We start from the raw sequence: 25060 nt of genomic DNA, 5'->3' as shown, positions 1-25060 counted from the left end.
AATCAACACGCCACTAGGTGCGTGGCAGTCTGTTCTCCGGCTGGTTTGACGGAAGCGGAGGCCAGATGTGTTCGAATCGTGGCTGAACGACCCAACGATTTATTTGTGGAATGCGATTGTCAAGGTTAGACTGTCGCTGCCGGGAGAAACAGAGCCGATTTCGGGAGAATTTGGCACGACAAATGCATCAATCGGCTGGGTTTCGTTTTCAATTTATGGTCGCACGAAAAAGGTCTATCATGGTTCGGACGTTGATTTTTACTGCCGCTATCGCCCTGGCTACTTGGGCCGTCTCGGGACAGGCTGAGGCATTTCATGGCCACCGACGCGCTTGCGCAACCGGGTACGCGCATCGCGCACCGGTAGCCGTCTACTATGCTCCACCGCGATACGCGGGCTACTACGGGGCCGGTTCGATTTACTCCGCCGGTTATGGAGGCTATGGCTACGGGGCTCCCGGCTACGGCTACGAGTACAGGAGTTTTGGTGCCAATCCGTACGGCTATTCGGGGTATCGCGGTGGCGGAGTGTCGATTGGGTTCGGGACCGGATTAGGCTACGGCGGACTCGGAGGCTACGGCAACCCAGGCTACGGACTCGGTTGGTGAGTGGTGAGCGGGTTCGACTGTCGATCGGCGAACCCGCGAGCAACGCAAGCCCTGTTTTGCTCGTTAACGAGTGGCCCGTGGGGCGTATGGCGGCGATGGGTTAGGTCGTACAATAGCGACCGACCCGTCCGCGATACGCTCCTGAGACACAGTACATGGCCTTTCGAAGTGTGATCAATTCCGCGGCATACCATAACGGTGTCCGTGTAGCCGACGTGCCGATTGCCGACCTTGGGGACGCATGGAGTCACTCGGATCGATTTTTTTGGGTGGGATTGTACGAGCCGAGTGAAGAGGTGCTCGCACACATCCAGCGGGCATTTGGCCTGCACGATTTGGCGATCGAGGATGCCCGTTGCGCCCACCAGCGTCCGAAGCTGGAGGTTTACGATGACTCGATGTTCATCGTCATGCGCACCGCGAAGCTTTCGGCCGGCGGCGAACATCGCATCGAGTTCGGTGAAACGCACATGTTCCTTGGCCCACGCTACGTGATCACGGTCAGGCATGGCTCGCTCCAGTCGCACGAGGGAGTCAGGACGCGTTGCGAGTCGACACCGAACTTACTCGCCAAGGGTGAGGGATTTGTTGCGCATGCCGTGATGGACTTTATTGTCGATCAATATTTCCCGATCATCGATGCGTTGGAGGCAGAGCTCGATGAATTGGAGGACCACATTTTCAATGGCCAGTCCGAACGCAATGTGACGGCCCGGATTTACCACCTCCGCCGCGATTTACTCGCGATCATGCAGGCCGTGTCCCCTTCGATTGACGTCGCGTCGCGGCTCGCCAGGACGAACTCCGAACTCATTTCTCCTGACGCGCGGCCCTATTTCCAAGACATCCATGACCATGTCGTCTGTATCGCAGGCTTGGTGGACAGTCTGCAACAACTTTCGCAGACCGCTCTGGAAAGTAACTTGGCATTAATATCCGTTTCCCAGAACGATGATACCAAGCGTCTTGCCGCGTGGGCCGCAATCCTCGCGGTGCCCACCTTGGTCGCGGGCTTGTACGGTATGAATTTCAAGTACATGCCCGAAACCGCGTGGGCGTGGGGGTATCCCGCCTCGCTGGTGATGATGGCGTTGATGTGCGTGGTACTCTACATCCGTTTTCGTAGTGTGGATTGGCTGTAGTCACGTCGGATCACTCGAGTCGTCGCTTGGGACCCTTGTCCCGAGGGAGCGACCGTGGAACGCTCAACGAACCGACTTCCCGGACCGGACAGTGGTCCCCTGTCTCATCCGCTCGCGTGCTCGCAGCACAGTGAATCGCTACGGGTGACTCGGTGGGTCATAATTCCCCACCCCGGAAATCTGCCCCGTTGCGAAAATGAAATTCGCGCGAAATACTGCGTGTTTTACGGTGTTTTCGGAATATTTACGCGATTGGCACAGCTCGTGCTTAATGCCATATCCGTCAACCCGCGACGTTAACTTTCTAGCCATTCGACTTTTTCCATAGGCACTTCCCATGCTCGAACAATCCTCCACTCGCGAACGGATTACGGAACTCACACACGAAATCAAAAAGCAGAACGAGCCTTTTCAAAGGATCGTCGGGCAGGTCAATCACGTGCTCGTCGGGCAGGAACGGCTGATCCATCGGATGTTGATTGGGCTGCTCGCCAACGGTCACCTTTTGATCGAGGGCGTCCCGGGCTTGGCCAAGACGACCGCGGTGGCGAGTCTCGCCAAGGCAATCAACACGGGATTTCAGCGATTGCAGTTCACGCCCGATTTGCTGCCTGCTGACTTGATCGGAACGCAGGTGTACCGGCCTCAGGACCAGACCTTTGTGGTTCAGAAAGGGCCGATCTTTTCCAATCTGATTCTTGCCGACGAGATCAACCGCGCTCCCGCAAAGGTGCAGAGCGCGCTGCTCGAAGCGATGCAGGAACGGCAGGTCACGATTGGCTTGGAGACGTTTCCGCTCGACAACCCGTTCCTCGTGATGGCAACGCAGAACCCCGTCGAACAGGAAGGCACCTATCAACTACCGGAAGCCCAGACGGACCGGTTCATGCTGAAGGTGATCGTGGATTACCCCAACCGCGACGAGGAGGTCCTGATTCTGCAGCGAATGAGCAAAACGTCGGCCAAGTTTGAGGTCGAAGCAGTGACCTCACCCGGTGAGATTCTGGCTGCTCGAGAACTCGTTGACGAAATCTATGTTGATTCAAAAGTAGAGAACTACATTGTCGACCTGGTGATGGCGACACGAACACCCGAAGCGTACGGATTGAAACTCAGCGATTTGATTCAGTTCGGTGGCTCGCCTCGTGCGACGATCAATTTGGCACTGGCAGCAAAAGCCAACGCGTTCCTGGCCGGTCGTGGCTACGTCACTCCCGCCGATGTCAAGGAAATCGCGCTCGATGTGCTGCGGCATCGGGTCATGGTGACCTACGAAGCCGAAGCGGAAGAACGAACGAGCGATTCGATCGTCACGGAAATCCTAAATCATGTGGCAACCCCGTAGGACGCTCAAATTGACGTCGCCACCGTCGCCCCGACGGTGGGCGGAATCGCAAACCATTCTGCGATCTCGGCGGCGCTCGGGCGAGCGTCGCTGCAAGATTGCGTTCGACTTGGCGCGTATGTAGACAACCTCTCATCCAAACAGCAATGCAACCATGATCCCACGTGAAATTCTCCAAAAGATACGTCGAATCCAGATTCGCACGTCCCATCAAGTCGACGAGATGCTGGCGGGTAACTGGCATTCGGCGTTCAAGGGCCGTGGGATGGAATTTGAAGAGGTCCGCCCGTACCAAGTTGGCGACGACGTTCGCGCCATCGACTGGAATGTGACCGCTCGCAGCGACCAGCCCTATGTGAAATTGTTTCGTGAGGAACGTGAGCTGGCGGTGCACTTGCTGGTTGATTTGAGTGGCTCGCAAAAGCTCGGAACCACCACGCAGACCAAACGAGAATTGGTCGCCGAACTCGGTGCCCTGCTATCGATGTCCGCGATTAAGAACAACGACAAAGTCGGCCTGACCCTGTTCACCGATGATGTTGAAAAAAGCATTCCCGCCCGGAAGGGCTCGCGGCATGTGCTCCGGCTCATCCGTGAACTGCTGTACTGTCAACCTATCGGCACGGGCACCGACATTCGCCAAGCCATCGAGCACCTCAATCGGGTCTGCAAGCGACGCACGGTGGTGTTTCTGATCAGTGATTTTCAGGATCGCGACTACGAGCGAGCCCTGAAGATTGCCGCTCGGAAGCACGACATTATACCCGTCGTGATTGCCGATCCAAGAGAGCACGAAATGCCTAACGTTGGTTTGGTGCGACTGCGAGATGAAGAGACCGGCGAAGTCGTCACGTTGGACACGGCCAGTCAAAAGAATCGAAAGCATTTCACCGAGCTGTATCGTGCCGAATGTGACGCGCGCGACCATCTCTTTCGACGCTTGCGGTTGATGCCACTTCATCTTGAAACCGGTTCGGATATCGTCGAGCCGTTACATAAATATTTTCATCTACGAGAGAACCGAGCATGATTTTACGTCGTGACTGTGAAAGTCGGCGGCTATCGAACTCCCGACGACCAACCAAGCGATTGGTAACCCTCATTGCGGTGGGATGCCTGGTGTTGTCGTTGTCGACGATCGCCTCCGTTGTCGGCGCCGCGGCGCCAACGATCTCCATCAAAGCATCGACAACTGCGGTGCGGGTGGCCGAGCCGTTTACGGTGTGGTGGACTGTCGTGGCCCCGGCAGGTTCCAAGGTGATGTTTCCTGATAGCGGGAAACAACTGGGGGACTTCGAAATTCTCAATACGTCTGACCAGTTTGACATTCCGCAGCCGGGCTCGAGCACTGACCGAACCTGGACCCGGCGGATGACGCTCGACACGATCCACACCGGTGATTTGCAAATCCCCGAACTCGAAATTCATATTCAGGTCGGCAATGAAGTCGACATGAAGGCATCCCATGTCACGCGTTCGGAGCCACTTGCGATCCACGTCGCCAGTGTGCTCGAGGATCGTGCCGACCCCACCCGGTTTCACGATATTGAAACGGTGGTCGACGCAAGTGTTCCTGTCGAGCGTTCGCGGAGTAACGTGGGCTGGGCACTCGGCGGCGCCGCAGGCCTGGTACTGCTGGCCGTCGCAGGCGTGGTGGTCGTTCGCCGTCGCAGTCGCGTGACACCGAGGACGTGGGCATTGAACGAACTCGACGACTTGGAACTCGCGATGAGTGCCGGTGCGGCGAGCGTCGATGCGGCGACGGTGCGGTTATCCGAGATCCTTCGCGGTTATCTCTCGTTGCAGCTCAACATCGATGAGGCAGGGCACACCTCCTCCGAGGTGTTGCAGAGGATCGAGTCCGAACACAACGTCAGTGGGGACATCACCGCCCGCATGGGAGAGCTGTTTTCGCTTGCGGACGACGCGAAATTTGCCGGTCAGCAGTTGACCGAAGATGAAGTCAAAACCGCAATTGAACAGTCTCGTGAACTTGTACAAGCCATCGCATCCTCGCAGCAGAGGTAAGGAGATCATCACTTATGTTGTATTCACCCTGGTATTTATTACTGCTCTTACTTCTGCCTGTTTTCGCATGGCGATTGTTCGCACCGCGGCGGCGAAACGCTGTCAGGTTTAGTAGCCTGCGGATCGCCCAGCAAATGACTCCCACGCTGCGCCAGCGTATGGCATGGTTGCCCTCGGCGTTGACTCTCGGTGCGATCGTCTTGATGATTTTGGGCGTGGCTCGCCCGCGGGAAGGACGCGAGCAAACGATTGCCGAGAGCGAAGGGATCGCGATTGAAATGGTCGTCGATCGCAGCGGCAGCATGCAAGCGTTGGATTTTGAAATTGATGGTGAGCCCGTCGATCGTTTAACGGCTATCAAGAAGGTCGCCGGTGAGTTTGTCGAAGGCGACGACACTCGTGACCTCGCGGGGAGATTTAGCGACCTCGTTGGGCTGATCACCTTCGCTGGCTATGCCGATAGCGAAACACCACCCACGCTCGATCATGCGTTCCTAGCATCGCAACTGAACCGTACTCGGATTGTCACCGACCGCAGTGAAGATGGCACCGCCATTGGCGATGCGATCTCACTGGCGGTTGAAAAGCTCAACGCGCTCGATGCGAGGCAGAAACAGAAGGTACAGAGCAAAGTAATCATTCTGCTCACCGATGGTGAAAACAATGCGGGTGAGCTCGATCCCGTTCCCGCTGCGGAACTCGCGGCGACGATGGGGATCAAGGTCTACACGATCGGTGTGGGTACCAAGGGCGAGGCTCCTGTTCCCGTGGTCGATGCCTTTGGACGTCAGAGGATGCAGTGGATGAGGGTGAACATCGATGAAGCAACGCTCACCAAGGTCGCCGAGGTGACGGGTGGAAAGTATTTTCGCGCCACCGACACCGATTCACTCGCCAAAATCTACGGAGAGATCGATCAACTCGAAAAAACAAACGTAGAAGCCAAGCACTTCGTTGACTATCGCGAGTTGGCCGTGCAGTCCTACTCCGGTGCCATTTCCTTTCCACCACTCTTGATGATCGCGTTTGTGCTGCTAGCCGCTCGCCTCCTCCTTCAACAAACCTGGTTACGCGAGATGACTGCGTGACTCCTAGCAATCATCTGAAATGAGAACTCTCCCATGGATATAAAAATCGGAAACCCAAACGCTCTCTACCTGCTCATCGTCGTTGCGATCAGCATGGCATTGACGGCTTGGGCGACTATCGCTCGACACCGCGCGGCGAACCAATTTGCCACCCGCGAGTTTCGCAAACGCATCCTGCCGCGTGGCGATGCGGCCCGGCATTGGGTCTCGGCCACACTCGTAATAACCAGTTTGCTGCTACTTGTGATCGCGTTAACGGACATTCGCTGGGGGAAGTCCTTGCGTGAAGTCCCCCAAAAAGGAATTGAAGTCATGTTCGTGCTCGATGTCTCACGCAGCATGCTCGCTGAGGATGCGTCACCCAATCGCCTCGCCCGTGCCAAACAACAGATCAAAGACATGGTCGATGCCATGGCCGGTGACCGAGTTGGGTTGATTGCGTTTGCTGGCGACGCTCGACAGTCCGTGCCGTTGACGAGCCACTACAACGACTTCAAGCAAACCCTCGACTCGGTCGGCCCACAGACCGTTCGTAGTGGGGGCTCGCGTCTTGGCGACGCACTCGATGCCGCAGCGAACGGATTTCTCAGCAAGACTCATGATCACAAGGCAATCATCGTCTTCACGGACGGTGAAGATCAGGAGAGCAAGCCGGTCGAAGTGGCGAAAACGCTCTACGCCGAACAGGGCATTCGGATTTTCACTGTGGGACTCGGCGACATGGACCAAGGTGCTCGGGTGCCGGAATCCGAGGACGGCCGTGGCGGCTATGTTCGATACAAGGGCGAACAGGTTTGGTCCAAAATGAATGGACTGATTCTGCAACAGATCGCCGAAGAATCCGACGGGGCATACATCCCCGCTGGAACGCGACACGTCAACATGTCGGACGTCTACCACCGCTATGTTGCGAACGTCGAGCAAGAGAATTTTGAAGATGCCACGATCAATACCTACATCGCGAGATATCAATGGTTTGCGGTACCCGCACTGTTGCTGTTGATGCTCGAAGTATTTGGGTCCACTCGGTCCGCCAAAATACGCACCGAGCGGGACCATGCCGCGCAGCCCGTCGTCGATGAACTCGGGCGAGCTGCTTAGCCGTACTTGCGAAGGAACCCCCGTCGCTCGCTCATCCAAGAGATTGACCTCGACGCCCGCTCACGCTCTTGAGTTCTCATCACACTTCAGAAGACACGCACGCTATGAACATGAACACTGTTAAACGACTCTCGATCGCGATGCTGGTTTGCGCGGCTGCTTCCCCCGTAGCGGCGGATTCCCCCACAGCGGTGGATCCGGCCGCCATGATCAATGCTGCAAATGAACTGGTTCGCAACGGCGAGTTTTCCCAAGCGATCGAAAACTACAGCGAAATTCCACCTACCGAACGAACCCGGGAACAGGTGCAATACAACCTCGGTGTTGCCCAGTACCGTCAAGGTGATTTGAACGCTGCCAAGGAGCACTTCGGCGAAGCGTCGACAGCGACTACCTCCTCGTTGGCCGCCGCCGCTCGCTACAACCTCGGTAACTGTTTCTACACCGATGCCGTCGCGAACGCCGAATCGGACCCGCAGGCCGCAATCGATTCGCTGAACCAAGCCATCGCACACTACCGCTCGTCACTGCGTGCCAATCCCAACCATGTTGACGCCCGCGCCAACATTGAACTCGCAGTGGAACTGCGGAAGAAATTGGAAGACCAACAGCAACAGCAACAGCAACAGCAACAGCAACAGCAACAGCAACAGCAACAGCAACAGCAGGAACAGCAGGAACAGCAGCAAGAACAAGAGAGTCAGGAACAAGACCAGAAGAGTTCTGAGCAGCAGGACCAGCAAGAGAGCTCCGAGAGCGGAGATTCAGAATCCCAGCAAGAGTCGGAACAAGAGCAAGGTCAGGAGCAAGAGCAAGAGCAAGAGCAAGAGAACCAGGACTCTCAATCTCAGGACGGCGAGTCGGAGCAGACGGAAGACCAGCAGGAGTCCGATTCTCAGTCCGAGGAGAGCGGTTCTGAGTCGGAGCAGTCTGAGCAGCAATCCGATGAAGAGGAGCAAGCGAACGATCGCGAACAGTCCGGCAAGGGAGAGCAGTCCGACAAGGACGAGCAATCCGACAAGAGCGAACCATCCGATCAACCGCAGGATTCCAGTCAGAGTGCCGAAGACCGCCCGTCGCAATCGGCCGGTGAACCCTCCCCTGCAGAACAGCCTGAATCACCACCACAGGAAGACAACGCCGCCCCATCGGGTGAGCTGACGCCCGCCAACGAGATGCAGGATCAGAAGGATCAGGAAGAAGGCGGCGGTACGGTCGCGATCCCAAGCGATGAAGACTCGCCGATGACGAAAGAGGAGGCGTTGAAGATGCTGCAAGCGGTCCGAGACCGAGACATGCTGCGGCGTTTGCGTCAAGAACAACTCGAACGCAGCCGACACGTTCCGACCGAACGCGATTGGTGATTCGCGACTCATTCCACAACGGGCCCGCACACGACAAGGCAGCCAGCATCATTCACAGCCGTTTTTGAAAGCAATTATCATGAAACCTATTCTGAATTCCGTTCTTCTCCTGGCATTGTTGGGGGTGACAGCACGTGCCGCCGACGTCGAGACTCAGCTCTCCACGCGAGAGGCCTACGTGGGCCAGCCCATCGTTTTGCAGGTCTCGGTTGTCAATGCCACCGACTATCACGAACCGGAGCTGCCGAGCGTCGATGGGTGTGAGATCCGTTCGACGGGAACACCTCGAGAAATGTCGCAAGTAACCATTATCAACGGACGGCGAAGTGAAAGCCGTAGCGTGACGATGCAGTATCTTGTCACGCCGCGTCGGGAGGGGAGTTTTGTCATTCCTGAGATGACACTCACGGTCGATGGGAAGAAGATCTCGACGAAGCCACAGCGTTTTGTCGCGACCAAGAGCGAAACCGGTGATTTGATGTTCGTGGAGATTGAAGGCGGCAAGCAGAAAGTATTCGTCGGACAACCGCTCGATCTGACGCTCAGCATTTGGATCAAACCGTTTCGCGATTCAGCCACAGGTCAAACGCTGAGTGAAGGCGACATGTGGAGTACGATTTCAAACTCCACATTGTGGGGGGGATTCACTGATCGGATGAAAACGCTGGCGGAAAATGGACAACGGCCAGGCGGCGAAGAAGTCTTGCGAGACGACGGGACGGGACATGAACGCAGCTACTACCTGTACCGCATCAACGCCACGGTCTATCCGAAACGAGCCGGAAGTATTGACGCGGAAGACGTGCAAATTGTGGTCAACTATCCCACCGCATTGGGCGAGCAACGCTCGCCCTTTGGCGGCTCCTTTGCCGAGGACTTTTTCGGAGGACGCTCGCCCATGTCCCGGATGATGAACGATGATTTTTTCGGTTCACCGTTTGGTCGCCGCCTCGCAATTACGGAGTCACGCCCGATCTTGGGTGATGTCCGCGTGGACGCAACGGAGGTATTGCCGGTCCCAACGAAGGGACGCCCCGACGACTATCGCGGCGCGGTGGGGCAGTACCGTATTCTCACTCAAGCAACGCCGACGACGGTGGACGCGGGCGACCCGATCACACTCAATATCTACATCAAGGGGACAGGCCCCATGGAATTGGTGCAGGCACCGCCACTGGCGACACTGCCTGAATTGACGAAAGATTTCAAAGTGCCTGATGAGTCATTGGCTGGATTCGTCAAAGACGACGCCAAGTTTTTTTCGACCACGATTCGGCCGCGTCACGCCGGAATGAATGAGATCCCATCGATTCGATTTAGTTTCTTCAATCCGGATACTGAAAAGTTTGAAACCGTCACCAGCGATCCCATCGCCATCACGGTCAACGCGTCGGAGACCTTGGCACTCGACGCAATCGTTAGCAGTGGCCGTGGTGCGTCACCCGACGCGCCGCAAGCGACGGCGGATCGCAGTCTCCCAGACTTTTCCAATCACAGTGGAACAAGTGTCCTTGTGACACAATCGCCGCGGGCCGCGACGAATGCGTGGTGGGCGTTTGTGATTGTCCCACCGTTGATTTGGATCGGCGCCATGGTATTCCATAGCTGGGCCTTGCTGATCGCTCGCATGCCGAGTTTCCGCAGTCCCAAGGCGAAGTGCCTGAGCTCGATCGATCACGCCCAGGAGGAGGGTGACATCAAGGATGCAGTGGCCGTATTCATCCTAAAGCGCAGCGGTGTACGCTCAGGTCACACCGCCGCCGGTTCAGTTGCTCTGGCGACGCAAGCGGTAGGCGAGTTGCGGCTCGCCGGACTGTACCAAGTCGCTGGAGAAGCGGAGTCGTTCATGGCCCCTAGTCATTCGATGGACACCGCACCTTTAGACCATCTCGCTGCGACAGCGAAGTCGCTGGTCGACCGAGTGGATGCTGCGATCAGTGCGAACAAGATGAAACGGGTCAAACGAACGAAGTTGCAACGACCACCTCAAGCGGCCGCAGGAACAACAACACCCACCCTGCACCGCACCGCCAGTCTGCTACTCGCTATCACGATAGGCGGCATTGCTGCGACGACGTCGATCGCTGGGGACACCCCCAGCACGCTCGCCCCTGCTCCGGTGGCTACTGCCAGTGGCACTTCTGACGCCGCGACAACGGACGTTCAGACCGCGTCCCTGCAACTAACGCCGGAACAACAGGCGACCCTGTTAGGCGAAGCAACTGAGGCATACGACCAAGGGATCGCAAAGTCAAAATCGGACTCCGCCGACGCGAAGGAGTTACTGACGGTCGCCCGGACGAAGTATCAAATGTTGGTGGACAGTGGTATCCGCAACGCCGAGCTCTACATCAATTTAGCCAACGCTGATTTGCAGACGGGACAACTCGGTCATGCCATCGCGAACTACGAGAGGGCACTCGTGTTCGATCCCGCCAATCAACAGACGCAAAAGAACCTCGCTTTTGCGAACAAAAAGGTTGAGCAAATCAACTCCCAAGCAACCTCCGTGACGGGGATCCGTGCGATCAATGATCGAGTGGTGGACTTTGTGGGCAAAGAGACGGTGATCTGGACGCTTGCGGTTTCGTCGCTTGCCTTCTGGGGGCTATTAACCCTATGGGTCTTTCATCGTTCGCTTCCGATTGGGAGGTGCGTAGCTCTCCCGCTCGTCCTATTGCTAACGTCGCTGGGGTCGGTGTCGTTGACCAAAACGAATCCGCATTTCCCTTGGAATGCGGTCATCGTGACGGACAACGTGAGTCTGCACGCTGGTGATGGGGACGAGTTTGACGCCGTCGTCACCCTCGACACCGCACAGGGGCATCGTGTCGAGCGATTGGGCCATCGAGGAACATGGTCACGCATTCGCACCGTCGAAGGGCACACCGGCTGGATCCCTGATCGCGATCTGGAAATGGTGTCCGCAACCTAAGCGAGCGTGGAGTCGCCGTGACGCGAGAGCCCTCAAAAGGAGGCTCATCCGACGCAAGTCGACGGCGTTCGCAGAAGCGAACGTCATCGCAAGTTCGGTCGGATGAGCCTGAAATGAGAGTTGGGTTGAGCCTCGTTTTCCTGTTGGTGAATTTTACATTTTTCGGTTGCAGTAGCGAGGCAGTCCGCCACATTGCTGCAAACGCTACCGCGTGGGCTCCCGCGGGTACAGTTCAGCAGCGCCCTCGATCAGCAGGTAGCGAGCATTCGCAGCCACATTTTCGAAGGTTTGAGTTTGGCCGCTGGGCCAGTTCACTTCGACGCGACTAAGTGTTTCGTGTTCACCGATGCCGAAATGGAGTACGGGTTCGTTGCTGACCATGTATCCGTCGCCTGCGGTGCGAAATGCGGTCCATGATTGGGAATCCGCAGTCACGACGACCGTGGCACCGATGGCGTCTCGCTCGCTCGGTGTGCCCACCAGTTCGAGTTGCAACCAGTTCTGCGCCGCTGAATTGTTTTGCAGTACGGCGATCGGTTGATCGAGATGGTTGGCGATTAGGTCCATGCGCCCATCGCCGTTCCAGTCCCAAGTCGCGAGGGCGCGACCCAAGTGCTCTCGCTCCCAATAGGGGCCCGCCATCTCCGGTGGCTCCAGTGTGAAACCGCTCCGAGCCCCCTTCATCAATTGCGACTTCATGCGAAACGGAATCTGTTGGTCAGAGGCGTCGAAAACGTGACCATTGAGCGTTGCGATATCGAGCCAGCCATCGTTGTCAAAGTCACGGGCCTGGGTGCCAAACCCCAAAACAGAAATCGAAAGCGCGTCCAACCCAAAACGCGAAGCTTGGTCGGAGAAAAAACCCAATCGATTTTGAATAAACAAATTCACAGGTTCGTGGTAGAAATTAGTGATGTGCATGTCCAACATCCCGTCACGGTTGAAATCGCCCGCCGCGATACCCATGCACGCTTGGCTGATCCCGCCTTGTCCAATACTACAGCCTCGCAAGCCAGCTGATTCCACCAATTCAAACGGTTCATCGGCTTCGCCCTCTGCGGGAATGCTGGTCCAGTAGTGGTTCAAATCGCCATCGTTGGCAACAAAGAAATCATTTCCGTGCTGCCTATCGAAGTTAGCGACGACGACCCCGAGTCCCAACTTAGGATTATCGGCAAGGGTCGTAATTGATTTCCAGGTTGAGAAAGTTCCATCGGGGTTTCCTTTTAGCAATCGATCCGAAGCGGCTTGAAATCGCTGTGGCTGGCAAAGCAAATAGCCTCCGGTGCACTTGATCTCAAACGCGGTTTCATCATCGATATAGTTGACCTGAATCAGCTCCGGTAAATGATCGCCATCGAGGTCCGCAATCGCGAAACTCGATGTCCAGACCGCTGGATTCTCTTGGATCAAATCACTGGCGTTTCGAAAGGTTCCGTCGCCTTGATTGATCAACAGAACGGATTCGCCCACGTTGCCAAGCAGCAGGTCGGGAAAACCGTCTTGGTTCACATCACCGACCGCGACACCCGCCCCGAAGTTCCGGTCGCCTGTTGCCGTTTGCGCGGTGACGTCCAGGAAGGATTGGTCCGGCAGCATTCGAAAGAATTCGTTGGGGTTGGAGCCGAGCGGATCATTCGGTGGTCCGTCCGACTGCATCACATAGACATCGGGCAGGCCATCCAGGTCATAGTCGAGAATGCCGATGCCGCTGCCGTCGACCTGGTACGCGTAGAAACTGTCTGGTTCTCGAAACCAACCGGTCTGAGTGGTAACGGCCAGACCAACGTCGCGAGCTATGTCATCGAATCGAAGTGTCGCTGCGACTGCGGGGGGATCTGATTCCAGGCCCGATGATTCAATGCCCATTTCTGCTGACGCAATGGATTCAGGCCCGAACGCTGAGATCTTGTCGAGCTCGGGCAGTGGCCAGTCGTCGAGATTGAATCCTAATAGTTTTCTCAGCCGAGCGTCAGCGATACGATCCGGTGTTGCGGATGCTTCCCACTGCGATACCTGAGCGGCACGCTGATTCAATTCAGGAATGATCTGTCTCAGATTCCCTTTGATTTCCGCCGAGTGCATCATCCACGCGAGTGACTCCCACGGTCGGGTTAGCTTTTGCAGTTCTGCCGCGATTGACATCGCCTGTTCGGCATCGGCATCGCGAGCGGTACGGAAAATTTGATCCAAAATGGCCAGTTGCTTTCTCACTGCAACGGCTTGCTGCTCGGCCTGAACTTTGTCGAGCGACACGATGAGCGAACGCATCGCTTCGCGGTTCCCCGAGTCCAACCGCAGCGCTTCGCCATAGGCTCGAATCGCCTCGGGGTGACGTCCTTTTTGCTGTAACCAAGCCCCGAGGGTGGTCCAGTATTCAGGTTCCTGCTGAATCCCTGGGGGCAACTTAGTAAACCATCGTTCCAGCTCCTCATCTCGCCCGTTCTCCACCAGGACACGCCCGTAAAAAGCTGCCGCCGCTGTGCTGTTGGGACAGGCAGCGACAATGCGTTGGACGGTCGAGATCACTTCATCGCGTGCGCTATCGAAACCCGTATAGGCAGTCCGCATTTTACCGAGCAAGAACAAAGAGGTCTTCGTTTGATCGATCACATCATCAAAGGACACGAGCGTGAAAGGACCTCTCAAATCGATCAAGCTCAGGATCTCGGGCCAAGCGACCGCTTTGCGCCGGATCAGTTCCTCCACATGCACGCGAGTCTCGAAGCGGCGTCCTTGTGAGTTGTATAGCTGCACGAGCAAGCGACGGGCTTCGATGTCATGGGGTGCCATCTCAATTGCGGTGAGCAAATTGGCTTCCGCTTGATCGTATCGTCCTGCCCGCAGGTTCCAGTCAAAACAATTCACCAATAGCGCGGACGCACCTTCACGTTCGAGGACTGCCAACCGTGCACCAAAATCAGCGGCCTCGGCAAAGTCTCCTCGTCCAGCGTGAATTTCGATGGCCAGATCGAGTGCCTGCGCATTGTCAGGTTGGCTGCCGAGTACGTCGCTGACAATCTGTAACGCTTCCTGCGTTTGCCCACGCTGCAGATGGCTCACTGCCACTCGCAATGGATCTGATTCGGCCGGAGACGTCTCGAAAGCCGCTGCGTCTTCCTCCCTCGACTGATCCGCCAATTTCCGGTTGCCCCCGATCGGTTGGTGGTTCTCAGGCGTTTCGCGGTGGCACCCGGTGAGCATGACCGCGACCGCTAGGGGAAGTACCGATGCCCGCACTGCAGCAACGGTAAAACGATCGGGCAACGAATGTCGGAACAACATACTCTCCGAGTTCGGTGGAAGCGCATGAGGGCGGGAAGCTGATAGGTATCCTACCAATATAGTGGACACACGCTGGTGTCGGGTGAGCCATCAAGTCGATGACATTGGCTGCCCGTCAGAGCGAACCCATCCCGGAAACGGCTTGCTGGAACGTCATGATGCATCGAGGAGCGATGCCGAGTGATCTTCCCACATTGCTTGACGGCAAAAAAAAACGGGGATGACCATAGGCCATCCCCGTTTCAAAAACGAGCAATCTTAAACTTGGACGCGTTCGTTAAGGAAGGGACGCTTCAGGCTCTTTACCATTACGCGTGCCGAGGGCACCCCAGAGTCCGAAGGGACTCTTTCGCCCCGCATCACCCTTCGTGCCATAGCCACCCGTAGTCGGATCGGAGCCGATCGCATAAGACATTTGGTTACCAGCCTCGATCGAGTCCGTGATGAACTTGACGGCTCCGTCGCCCATCAGCACATGGGCCCCACCTTGGTGATAACTGCCGACCGAGAAGTAACCGGTGTTACCTTCAGCCTGCTGCACACTGTAACTGTTGGGGGGACGCACAGTTTGAATCGAGCTGTACGGCAAGCGACCGTCGGTCCAGCGTTGACCTTGGTGGTGGTGGACCTGTTGGTCGACTCCCACGGTACCGCCGCCGCCACTGACGGACAATGAACGGAGGTACTGTTGCGGATTCTCAGGGTCGACAATTGTCGACTGCCACGTTCCTGGCGGCGTGTTGACCGCCCCATTGGCGTTACCTCCAGCGGTGTAGATGCCGCCTTTGATTGACAGGTCGCCTTGATAGACGACGTTCTCGCCTGCTGCGATGGTATTGGACAAACCATCGAGGATGTCACGAAAGCCGAGGAAGTGGCGTGCACGGAAAAAGCCACGTGACCACTTGCCAGACCCAGGATCACCCCATGTGCCATCATTCGCGGCGGATCCATTGTCCTGAATACCACCGTGCTGCTGCTCCATGGTCGCATCACCGGCACAAGCCGAATAGTTTGCATAGGCAACTTCATTAGATCCCTTCGCTCGAGTGAAGGGGTCGCTGGGACAGCGATACGAGCCGACTTGGGTTAGCCAAGGAACATAGCCTTGGTGCCACGGAACGGGGCCCATCGCAGGGAAACTCTGGGTCGGGTTTCCTGAGGTGTCATAGACATACGGATTGCTGATTTGCTGCCACAGGGCCTGCTGTTCCATGTACGGAAGCAGACCAATACGCCATGACAACCAAAAATTATTATTGACAGTACCCCTATTATCCGTTCCCCCAGACAACATGGGAAGATTGTCGTAACTCGAATGATAGTTGTGCATCGCAAGTCCAATTTGCTTGAAATTGTTACTGCACTGCATACGTCGGGCTGCCTCACGGGCAGCTTGGACGGCGGGCAAGAGTAGCCCGACTAATACGCCGATGATGGCAATCACCACCAGCAATTCAACAAGCGTAAATGCCTGTCGCGAACGAAATTCGAATTTTCGGTTCATAAAAAAATCCGTAACCGTTCACGGCCTTCGGCCCTGAACGCATCGAGATTTCAGGATTTCTGCAGTGAAATTGCTATCGGTCGATTTGGCGACACCGGCTAGAATGCTGAGATCATGGATGGAAAAGCAAGCAACCAGTGCCAAGAGTGCGTCCAATTAGCTGCCAGAATAGCTGAGCTAGAGAAGCAGCTTGCCGCGATCCAAGATCAACTTGCCAAGGCAAGCAAAAACTCGGCGACATCGTCCAAGCCACCTTCGAGCGATATCACCAACCCACCACCCAAACGAAAAAAGCCAGGCCGCCCTCCCAAACGAAAACGGGGCGGACAACTCGGCCATCAACGCCACGAGCGGAAATCCTTTCTGGATGAGCAAGTCGATCTCATCCTTGAGTATCGCTACGACGAGTGTCCCTGCTGTGGTGGTTCGCTATGCGAAGGCGACCTTGATTACAAGACGCTCCAGAGCGTGGAGCTGATCGATAAACCAATCACGATCACCGAGCACCGACGGGTCGGCCAAACCTGCCAAGACTGCGGAAAAACGCATCACTGTGCCTTGCCCGATGACATTCAACGGGCTGGATTGGTAGGGCCGAAGATGACCGCTCTGATCGGTTGGCTCAAAGGCGTTTGCCACATGTCAATTACGAAGATCAGAAAGTATTTCCGTGATATCGTCGGCGTGACGCTCAGTCGTGGCTTGATTCAAAAGCTCGTCGGCAAGGTCAGCCAGAGCATCGCCGATCCCTATCAAGAATTGCTGGACGCGATCTCCCAGCAGAGCCATCTCAATGTGGATGAGACGGGTCACAAAGACGACGGCAATAAACTCTGGACCTGGTGCTTTCGTGCCTACCTGTTTACCGTTTTTAGGATTTCTCCGAGTCGCGGCAGCAAGGTGTTGCTGGAAACGCTGGGAGCCGAATTCGATGGCACGATCGGTTGCGACTACTTCTCGGCATACCACAAATACATGCGACTTGATAAGAACGTCAAGCTGCAGTTCTGCATCGCTCACCTGATTCGCGACATCAAGTTTCTGTGCAGCCACCCTGAGCACGCCAACCAGGTTTACGGGCAGCGGTTGCGTGAAGACTTTCGCAAGCTTTTCAAGACGATTGCTCGCCGCGATGAGTTCGCCAGCGAAACAACGTTTCGCCAGTCGCTCGAACGCATCCGCAATGAGATCGTTTGGAATGCGACTGGCGAACAACCCGATACACAACACGCCGCCAACATGGCAAAGCGTTTCTACGATCACTTCGAAGACTACTTTCGCTTCATCAGTGACCCGCAGATCGGCCCGACCAACAATCTGGCCGAGCAGGCGATTCGGTTTGTGGCGATTCATCGCCGGATGACGCAAGGAACGCGTGGCGAGAATGGTCAAGCTTGGTTTGAACGGATCTGCACCGTGGTGGTAACCTGCGAGCAGCAAGGTCGCAGCGTGTTTGAATTTCTGGTTGAGTCGGTGAGCCAGTTTCTTCGGGGCGAGCCGTCGCCGAGTCTACTGCCAGCCTCCTGTGATAGTTCGTAGCCTCACTCTGCTGTAGTTTCAGCGGTGGAGATCCAGAATGGTGGATTTTCGGAGGATTGGCTCCTGCGTCCAATGGGCAAAAAGGGCTCAACCGATCGAAGTGCGTGCATCGACGGCAGCCCGCCGGATTGAAAAAATCATTGGACACTTCAGAGATGCCTGAGAAAACCTTCCACTCACGACCACGAGCGTTTAAGGTGGATGGAAATCACGAACATCACATCAATACAATTGTCACGACATATAGATCCATCGCAGCAGAGATGTCAGTGAGCTTGACAGGACAGTCCGTTGACTGAGCACGATGCATCGCTTCGGATCATCAGACACTACTCGTTCATGGCCGTAGGCCGTGAACGGTTACAAAAATCCAGAGAAGAAGAGAAGTAGTAGAAGAATTGAGAACGCTTTATCGTCAACACACGCAGAATTACTCATAAAAATGCAAGCTAAGTGCATTTGCGTTTGTCAAGAGTCGACGAGCTCTAACCCTTGGGTTGGCCTGTACGAGGGTCAATCTGTTGCGAGGCTGTATAATCGTCATTTGCCTTTTGCTCCGCTTCGGTAAGCGGCTGAATGCCCTCTGGCACAGAGGTGCCTGTGTCCGCGCCGCAACCCATCAACGTTAGACAGAACAGCGAACATGAAAGAAGTCCAAGACGTAACATGAAAAACACCTTTACATAGATTTAAGATAAGATCAAATTGCTTCAGTCCCTAGTCTATGTTGGAATGGTCCCCGCTGTCAACCGTTCGCGGGTTGGGAACTGTGGATTTTCAGGCAGTTGTATTAATGTTTCTAAAGTCAAGCATTAGTGTGTTGGGTGTTGACGCTTGGAGAGACGCCCGGCCAAACGCTTCGGTACACTGTGTGGGGCCTCACTCACGCCAATCGTTCATTTTGCTTAGCAAGTCCCTCCGTGCTCAACCACTTTCTATCGAACAAACGGCCAACCTGGATCACCGCCGGTTGGGGTGGGGTTGGCCTGTGCGCACTGCTGGTCATGGTAGGGTGCGAGCGTCCTGGTTCAACAAATGGACTGGCCGTTGACGCGAAGCCGGTCCGTCCGAGCGTTCCCGGGCCCCCTCCTGGCGGCATCGAGGTCGCCCGTCGCGCGATCGCTCAGGGACAGTTTGAAGTGGCCGACGAGGCGCTGAAACAATGCTTGTTGGCGGATCCAAATGATCCCCAAGCCCTACAGTTGTCCGGCCACCTGGCGAGCCGCCGTGGTGATGCCGCCGCTGCGGCAGTCCTCTACCAATCCGCGATCGACGAATTGGGTGCTGCGGCCGATCGAAAGTTACTGGACAGTTGGTACAGGAGTCTTCTCCAAGCCGGGCGTCCCTACGATGCGATTGACGCGCTGCAGGAGGTTGGCGAGCGATTTCCCAGCGATGCGCAATCTCGCTATGACCTCGCGGGAATGGCGGCCGCCTGCGGGGTCCCTGAAAAGGCGATTCCCGCCATGCGGTGGCTCGTTCAGCGGGGGCAGAGTGATCCTGAATCACTGCTGTTGCTGGCAGATCCCGCCCGCGTGGAACCGGATGCCGAGACCTGCGAACAAATACTCGCGATTTCGGGTGAAGATCGACGCCCCGAGTTCGGCTTGGCGAAGTTGGATGCGCTGCAGCAAAACTGGGCCTCGGTCGCCCAACGCCTCGCACCTATCGTGGAAATGTCACCACAGTTCCTGCCGGCCTTCAACCTGTATGGGCAAGCATTGTTGGAACTCGGTCGGTGGGAAGAACTCGCCGCTTGGCAGGCTGCGGCCCCTGCCTCGGCTCTCGATTCACCTCACTATTGGATGGTGGTCGGTCGCTGGGAGCAAACGCAGGGGCACCATGAACAGGCTGCCAAAGCGTTCTGGGAGTCGCTACGACGCGACGGTACCAGCCACCCGGAGATGCTGACGCAGTTGCTGGTCTCGCTGCACCAATTGGAACGAACGGCAGATGCGGCCCGCGTGAGCGAGCTGATCATCAAACAAACAGAACTTCGCGACGCCGTCAAAATCCATCTCGAGCGACTCGGCGAGTCTCAGGCAGCATGCATGCGAGTGGCCGACGCGATGTTCGATCTGGGGCGTGTCTGGGAAGCTGAGGGCTGGGCGCGAATCGCGGTTTCACTCCCGAAGGAAAAACTGCCTGACTTGCGTGAGCGCTTCATGGCAATTCGCAACGAACTGAGTGTGCAGACGCCGTGGCAACTGCCTAGCTCGGAAGCCGCGTCGCTGGTGGATCTCAGCGAGCTTTCCAGTGCCTCAACGGGCGATGCCCCCGCTTCCACTCGAGGTGACACTCAGACGTCGAAAGGTCAGATCGCGTTCGTCGATCAAGCCCCCCAGCGAGGCTGGGTGCATACCTCCATTCCAGCACCTAAGGTCGGCGGCCACACCATTGAACAGAGCGTCGGGGGCGGTGTCGCGGTGATTGACTTTGATTGCGATGGTTGGCCTGATCTCGCCGCGGCAACGCTCGATGGCACGGCACTGCAGAATGACTCGTCACCGAATCGACTCAGCCGCAATCTGAATGGCACCTTCGTGGATGTTTCGGCGGCTGCGAACTATCACGATACGGGATTTGGCCAGGGTATCGCGGTCGCCGATTACAACGATGACGGGTTCCCGGATCTGTTTGACGCCAACATCGGTCGCAATCGACTGTATCGCAACAATGGCGACGGCACGTTCACGGACGTATCCGACTCGGTCGGCCTCGGAGGCAACGCGTGGACGACGTCCGTCGTAATGGTTGATCTGGACGGCGATACTATTTTGGATATTTACGAAGCCAACTACTGTGCTGGCGCGGCACCGTACGAACACGAGTGTCGAAATCGGTTCGGGCTGGGGACCTGTTCCCCATTGCTTTTCGATGCCGAGCCAGACCGGGTTTGGCAAGGTCGCAACGACGGCACGTTTGTCGAACAGACGGCCCATTGGATGAAACAAACGTCGCCTGGTCGGGGTCTCGGGCTCGTCGCCGGCGAACTCGACAACCAACCCGGTATTGACGTGCTCGTGGGCAATGACATGACCGCGAACCACTTGTGGTCCTCGCAACCGCAAGAGCAGCCCTTTGAACTCGCTGATCTCGGCGTCATCCGGGGGCTCGGGACCGGCGGTAACTCGCGCTCGCAAGCTTCGATGGGGATTGCCGCTGCGGACGCGGACGGGGACGGGGATCTCGACCTGTTCATGACGCACTTTTCGGATGATTACAACACCTACTACGAGCAGGTGGCACCTGGGTTTTGGAGTGATCGCAGTTACCAGGTCGGGCTCGGTGAACCGTCGATGAAGCTGCTCGGTTTCGGCACGCAGTGGGCGGACTTCGATAATGGTGGTGAACTGGAGCTCATCGTCGCGAACGGGCACGTCGATCGCGTCGACCGGGCCGACGCGATCTACCGCATGCCCCCGCAATTCTTCTCCCGAGTGTCCAATGGACGCTGGAAAGAATGGGATCGAGCCGAGTTGGGTGAATACTTTCTGAATGATCATTTGGGGCGGGCGCTGGTGACATTGGACGCGAATCGCGATGGTCGCCGGGATGTCGCGATCAGTCACCTCGACGATCCGGTTGCGCTGCTCATCAATCAAACGCCCGATGCGGGACGATCGATCGATCTCGAGCTCAAGGCGACCGCGTCACCGCGTGACGCCATCGGGGCACGGGTGACCGCATCGGTGGGGGGACGGCAGTTTGCCGCTCAACTCTCCACGGGCGACGGCTACATGGCGTCGAACCAGCGACAAATTCACATTGGGTGCGGGCAGGCCGCATCGGTGGAGGATGTCACCGTCACCTGGCCCTCGGGCCGAGTCGAAACGTTTGGTTCGCTCCCCAGCGGCCATGACTACTTGCTCGTCGAAGGATTCGGCATCGCGCTGGACATGTGGGAACATCCATGAACACACCCCGCCGACATCGATACTCTCGGGTGTCGCACTGGACCTTCGCCGCTCTGATGACCGGGATGGCGACCGGGTGCAACCAACAAGACACGGGGCCGACGGCCGCCGATTTGGTGCACCGGCAGCAGCTTCGCGAAGCCGCTGCCGCCTCCAAACCGAGGACCCTCGACGAGCGAATGCGGGTCGTCCAAGACTACCTCGATAACGGCAATCCAGCCGCTGCGGCGGTGGCACTGCGGCCACTGTTGATCTCCGATGGGTCACATTTCGATGTCATCGTTTTAGCCGCGAGGGTGGAGGCCGCTCACGGCCATCTCGTGGCCGCCGCCAAGATGCTCGTTGAGAATCCCCCGGCTGATTCCGAGCCCACGACGCAGGCACTGAGCCTGGCCGCTGAATGGTTCGCTGAGTCGGGCGAGTACAATCTCGCCGCGGCGCCGCTGGAGGAAATCCTCCGTCGGCGTCCCACGGACCTGGATGCGGCGGAATTAACTCGCATCCATCGGCGGCTTGCCGAATGGCTCAACAACGCCGGTCGCCGGCACGCCGCTGCACCGCACTTGCGATGGCTCGCCCAAAAAGGTGTGATTCGCGAGCGGGAGCTGTTTGCGATGATTGCATACGGCGATCCATTGATTGACACTAACTCGCCCGCACCCGATTTTTCGCAGCGTATGACGCCCGTGGCATTGTCGCTCGCCAAGGTGCAGCGGCACGAGGGCGACCTGCCAGCGGCGATGAGGCTGACCGAGGTACTTTCAACGGAGTTTCCCGAGTCGACCGGGATCGCCGCTTTTCGCGGCCGCCTTTACGCTGATCTCCATGACGTTGAAAAACTGACGCAGTGGCAATCGCACTTGCCCCAGGGCATCGAAGCGGAGCCTGAATACTGGTATGCATTGGGCGTCCTGATGCGCCACCAGTCGAATCACGAGGAAGCCGTGCGATGCTTCGCCGAAGCGGTGACGCGTGATCCCACCGACCGTTTTTCCTATCTGGAACTCTCGCGATCTTTGACGAGCCTCGGGCAAGCCGACGCGGCAGAATGTGCACGTCAAAAGTTTACATTGCTCGACGAGACCACTCGTCTGGCGTACACATTCGGTAGCCGCGCCGGCAGCGAGTCGGAGCTGAACCAAATGGCTGATCGTTTACACACTCTGCATCGAGAGGTCGAATCAATCGGCTGGCGAATGCTCGCGCTCGAACGATTCGGCGGATCATCCAGCGAGATCGATGAACTGATCGCTCAACGCAGTGCGCTCGCCTCCGATGCCGACATCACAATCGATGCCGACCAAGATGAGGTTGTCCACGCTGCGAGCGAGCGGGCGATGGAGTCGTCGGTGCTGTGCGGTTTACGACTCGTTGAATGGCCGCTGCCCGCCACCGCAGATTCCGCCGCAACGGTCGCCGCTGCGAGCTCGCGACGTGATATCGGTGATCCTGCCGTCGACGAAGTGCCAATCCAATTGATGGATGTGGCCGCTCAGGTCGGTATCGATTTCCAGTATCTCAACGGCGCCGACATGGCGAGCGAGCATGTGTTGCTGCATCAACTTACCGGTGGTGGGATTGGGGTCATCGACATGGACCGTGACGGTTGGCCGGACCTGTATCTCACTCAAGCGGGTGGGGACGCATTCGATGCGGAGGGTTCCGAGCCGAATCGGCTATTCCGGAATCTCGGTGGCGAGAGCTACAGCGACGTGACCCCATTCACGCAGACCGCCGACACAGGGTACGGGCAAGGGGTGGCCGTTGCGGATCTGAATCAAGATGGGTTTGCCGATCTCGTGGTCGCCAACATCGGCCCCAACCGTGTTTACATCAACCAAGGCGATGGGACGTTCGTGCAGAAGGCATTGCCGAGCTGGGATGACGACCCGCAATGGACGACCTCGATGGCCTGTGGTGATTTGAGTGGTGACGGACTTCCGGAGATTGTGGAGGTCAATTACGTCGATGACCCGACGGCGCTGACCAGTTACTGCACGCCCCATAACACGCTCTGTAACCCCAGTAATTTCAAGCCAGCCCACGATCGGATGTGGCATGTGCAGGCCCACGGGGGAATCATCGGTGGTGACGAACTCTGGTCCAACGGCACTCAACCTGGCTATGGCTTTGCAGCAGTGATCGCCAACACCGACGGCCAAGCGGGCAGCGATCTCTTGATTGCCAATGATCGCATCGCGAATCATTTTTGGGTCAGCGAGTCGGCCGAGGGTGACCGGAACGATGCCTCGCCAACGCGTTTTCGCGTGGGTGAAAACGCGCAACTACTCGGCTGCGCTTCAGGGCTTCTCGGCCACCAACAAGGGTGCATGGGGATCGCGGCGGGCGACTTCGATCGAAATGGCAAAATCGACTTTCACGTGACCAATTTCTGGGATCAACCCGCCGATTTGTACATGCAAGGCGCGCACGGTTTCTTCGTCCATTCATCCGTTAACCGAGGTTTGGCAGAGGCGACACGACAGACGGTCGCTTGGGGAACCCAGGCCGTTGACTTTGATCGCAATGGCTGGCTCGACCTGGCCGTGCTCAACGGCCATCTCGTCGATCGCCATCGTCCATCGGAGCCCTATCAGATGCGGCCTCAGTTGTTCCGCGGTGACGCGAGCGGGTTCCAGCTTTTAAACGCTGGCGATCTCGCGTCGCAGGATGACGCTCGTAATAACTATTGGAACCGCCCCACTCTCGGGCGCACGATGGCGGTGTTGGATTGGAATCGCGACCATAAACCAGATCTCGTCTGCAACCATTTGGATGTGCCCCTCGCAATCCTCGAAAATCGAACCGCCGGTGGTAACTCCCTGCAGCTTGAATTGGTCGGCGTCGCCAGCGAACGCGACGCAATCGCTGCGGAGGTGACCGTCACCTGTGGCGACGACCGCTGGACGAGTTGGGTGACCGGCGGGGACGGGTTTCTATGTAGCAATGAATCGTTGCTTGATATTGGAATCGGTTCGCATACGCAGATCGACGAAGTTTTGGTCCGCTGGCCGTCGGGAGCCGAACAACGATTTTCGAAGATGAAACCCAACCACAGCTACCTGTTGATCGAGAGCGAAGATCAACCGTTCGTTCGTTCCAATTAGCGTTTCGTCCGTGCCTTGGTTCCGCCTGTCGGGATGGGGCGTTTGGGCAGCCTGATCGCAGCACTCTCGTTGGCCCCCCGCCCATCGGATCTCA

General features: G+C 57.1%; 14 protein-coding genes. 12 read left to right on the top strand and 2 right to left on the bottom strand.

What is annotated here, in order from left to right; translation table 11 throughout:
• Nucleotides 1-239 precede the first annotated feature (239 nt).
• The 9 genes from SH410x_RS17940 to SH410x_RS17900 all read left to right on the top strand — a co-directional run bounded on the left by SH410x_RS17940 (nt 240) and on the right by SH410x_RS17900 (nt 11611).
• Nucleotides 240-608: a hypothetical protein gene (locus tag SH410x_RS17940; RefSeq protein ID WP_473669518.1), complete on the top strand. Its 369-nt coding sequence runs from the start codon at nt 240-242 to the stop codon at nt 606-608.
• A 155-nt stretch (nt 609-763) separates the two neighbouring features.
• Complete coding sequence (gene corA / locus SH410x_RS17935; protein WP_473669516.1) at nt 764-1750, top strand: magnesium/cobalt transporter CorA; 987 nt, start codon at nt 764-766, stop codon at nt 1748-1750.
• A gap of 337 nt (nt 1751-2087) precedes the next feature.
• Entirely contained in the window at nt 2088-3095 is a 1008-nt protein-coding gene (locus tag SH410x_RS17930; RefSeq protein ID WP_473669514.1) for an AAA family ATPase, read from the top strand.
• Between the two features lie 154 nt (nt 3096-3249).
• Nucleotides 3250-4125, top strand: coding sequence for a DUF58 domain-containing protein (locus SH410x_RS17925; protein ID WP_473669512.1), 876 nt, complete (start codon nt 3250-3252; stop codon nt 4123-4125).
• On the top strand, nt 4122-5123 hold the full coding sequence (locus tag SH410x_RS17920; protein ID WP_473669510.1) for a hypothetical protein: 1002 nt from the start codon (nt 4122-4124) through the stop codon (nt 5121-5123). Before SH410x_RS17925 ends, SH410x_RS17920 begins: the two co-directional genes overlap by 4 nt.
• 14 nt (nt 5124-5137) lie before the next feature.
• Nucleotides 5138-6211 carry a vWA domain-containing protein gene (locus SH410x_RS17915; protein WP_473669508.1) on the top strand — a complete coding sequence of 358 codons (1074 nt, stop codon included), beginning with the start codon at nt 5138-5140 and terminating at the stop codon, nt 6209-6211.
• Nucleotides 6212-6244: 33 nt separating this feature from the next.
• The gene (locus SH410x_RS17910; protein WP_473669506.1) at nt 6245-7312 is read left to right on the top strand and encodes a vWA domain-containing protein; all 1068 of its coding nucleotides are present in this window, start codon (nt 6245-6247) and stop codon (nt 7310-7312) included.
• A gap of 110 nt (nt 7313-7422) precedes the next feature.
• Nucleotides 7423-8676, top strand: a complete 1254-nt coding sequence (locus SH410x_RS17905) for a hypothetical protein (protein ID WP_473669504.1) — start codon at nt 7423-7425, stop codon at nt 8674-8676.
• Between the two features lie 79 nt (nt 8677-8755).
• Nucleotides 8756-11611, top strand: a complete 2856-nt coding sequence (locus SH410x_RS17900) for a BatD family protein (RefSeq protein ID WP_473669502.1) — start codon at nt 8756-8758, stop codon at nt 11609-11611.
• Between the two features lie 204 nt (nt 11612-11815).
• Here the strand turns inward: SH410x_RS17900 and SH410x_RS17895 are convergent, their stop codons facing one another.
• Complete coding sequence (locus SH410x_RS17895) at nt 11816-14893, bottom strand: CRTAC1 family protein (protein ID WP_473669500.1); 3078 nt, start codon at nt 14891-14893, stop codon at nt 11816-11818.
• Nucleotides 14894-15173: 280 nt separating this feature from the next.
• Nucleotides 15174-16403: a DUF1559 family PulG-like putative transporter gene (locus SH410x_RS17890; RefSeq protein ID WP_473669498.1), complete on the bottom strand. Its 1230-nt coding sequence runs from the start codon at nt 16401-16403 to the stop codon at nt 15174-15176.
• Between the two features lie 114 nt (nt 16404-16517).
• On the opposite strand from SH410x_RS17890, the gene tnpC reads away from it, so the two are divergent.
• From tnpC to SH410x_RS17875, 3 genes are all read left to right on the top strand, one after another.
• Complete coding sequence (tnpC, locus tag SH410x_RS17885; protein ID WP_473669496.1) at nt 16518-17942, top strand: IS66 family transposase; 1425 nt, start codon at nt 16518-16520, stop codon at nt 17940-17942.
• Nucleotides 17943-18862: 920 nt separating this feature from the next.
• Nucleotides 18863-21859 (top strand): CRTAC1 family protein, encoded by a 2997-nt coding sequence (locus SH410x_RS17880; protein WP_473669494.1) that lies wholly within the window; start codon nt 18863-18865, stop codon nt 21857-21859.
• A complete protein-coding gene (locus tag SH410x_RS17875; RefSeq protein WP_473669492.1) occupies nt 21856-24966 on the top strand; it encodes an FG-GAP-like repeat-containing protein in 3111 nt (1036 codons plus the stop codon). The genes SH410x_RS17880 and SH410x_RS17875 overlap by 4 nt, the downstream gene beginning before the upstream one ends.
• Nucleotides 24967-25060: the final 94 nt, after the last annotated feature.

It is taken from the genome of Rhodopirellula sp. SH410, from assembly GCF_055811895.1.
Note: the sequence above shows the minus strand (reverse complement) of the source record. Positions and strands in the feature narration are given on the sequence as shown.

Bases quoted from the DNA above. Each gene is read 5' to 3' on its own strand.
- SH410x_RS17920 (WP_473669510.1), top strand. From the start codon at position 4,122: ATGATTTTACGTCGTGACTGTGAAAGTCGGCGGCTATCGAACTCCCGA.
- corA (WP_473669516.1), top strand. From the start codon at position 764: ATGGCCTTTCGAAGTGTGATCAATTCCGCGGCATACCATAACGGTGTC.
- SH410x_RS17915 (WP_473669508.1), top strand. From the start codon at position 5,138: ATGTTGTATTCACCCTGGTATTTATTACTGCTCTTACTTCTGCCTGTT.
- SH410x_RS17930 (WP_473669514.1), top strand. From the start codon at position 2,088: ATGCTCGAACAATCCTCCACTCGCGAACGGATTACGGAACTCACACAC.
- SH410x_RS17925 (WP_473669512.1), top strand. From the start codon at position 3,250: ATGATCCCACGTGAAATTCTCCAAAAGATACGTCGAATCCAGATTCGC.
- SH410x_RS17910 (WP_473669506.1), top strand. From the start codon at position 6,245: ATGGATATAAAAATCGGAAACCCAAACGCTCTCTACCTGCTCATCGTC.
- SH410x_RS17890 (WP_473669498.1), bottom strand. From the start codon at position 16,403: ATGAACCGAAAATTCGAATTTCGTTCGCGACAGGCATTTACGCTTGTT.
- tnpC (WP_473669496.1), top strand. From the start codon at position 16,518: ATGGATGGAAAAGCAAGCAACCAGTGCCAAGAGTGCGTCCAATTAGCT.
- SH410x_RS17905 (WP_473669504.1), top strand. From the start codon at position 7,423: ATGAACACTGTTAAACGACTCTCGATCGCGATGCTGGTTTGCGCGGCT.
- SH410x_RS17940 (WP_473669518.1), top strand. From the start codon at position 240: ATGGTTCGGACGTTGATTTTTACTGCCGCTATCGCCCTGGCTACTTGG.
- SH410x_RS17875 (WP_473669492.1), top strand. From the start codon at position 21,856: ATGAACACACCCCGCCGACATCGATACTCTCGGGTGTCGCACTGGACC.
- SH410x_RS17900 (WP_473669502.1), top strand. From the start codon at position 8,756: ATGAAACCTATTCTGAATTCCGTTCTTCTCCTGGCATTGTTGGGGGTG.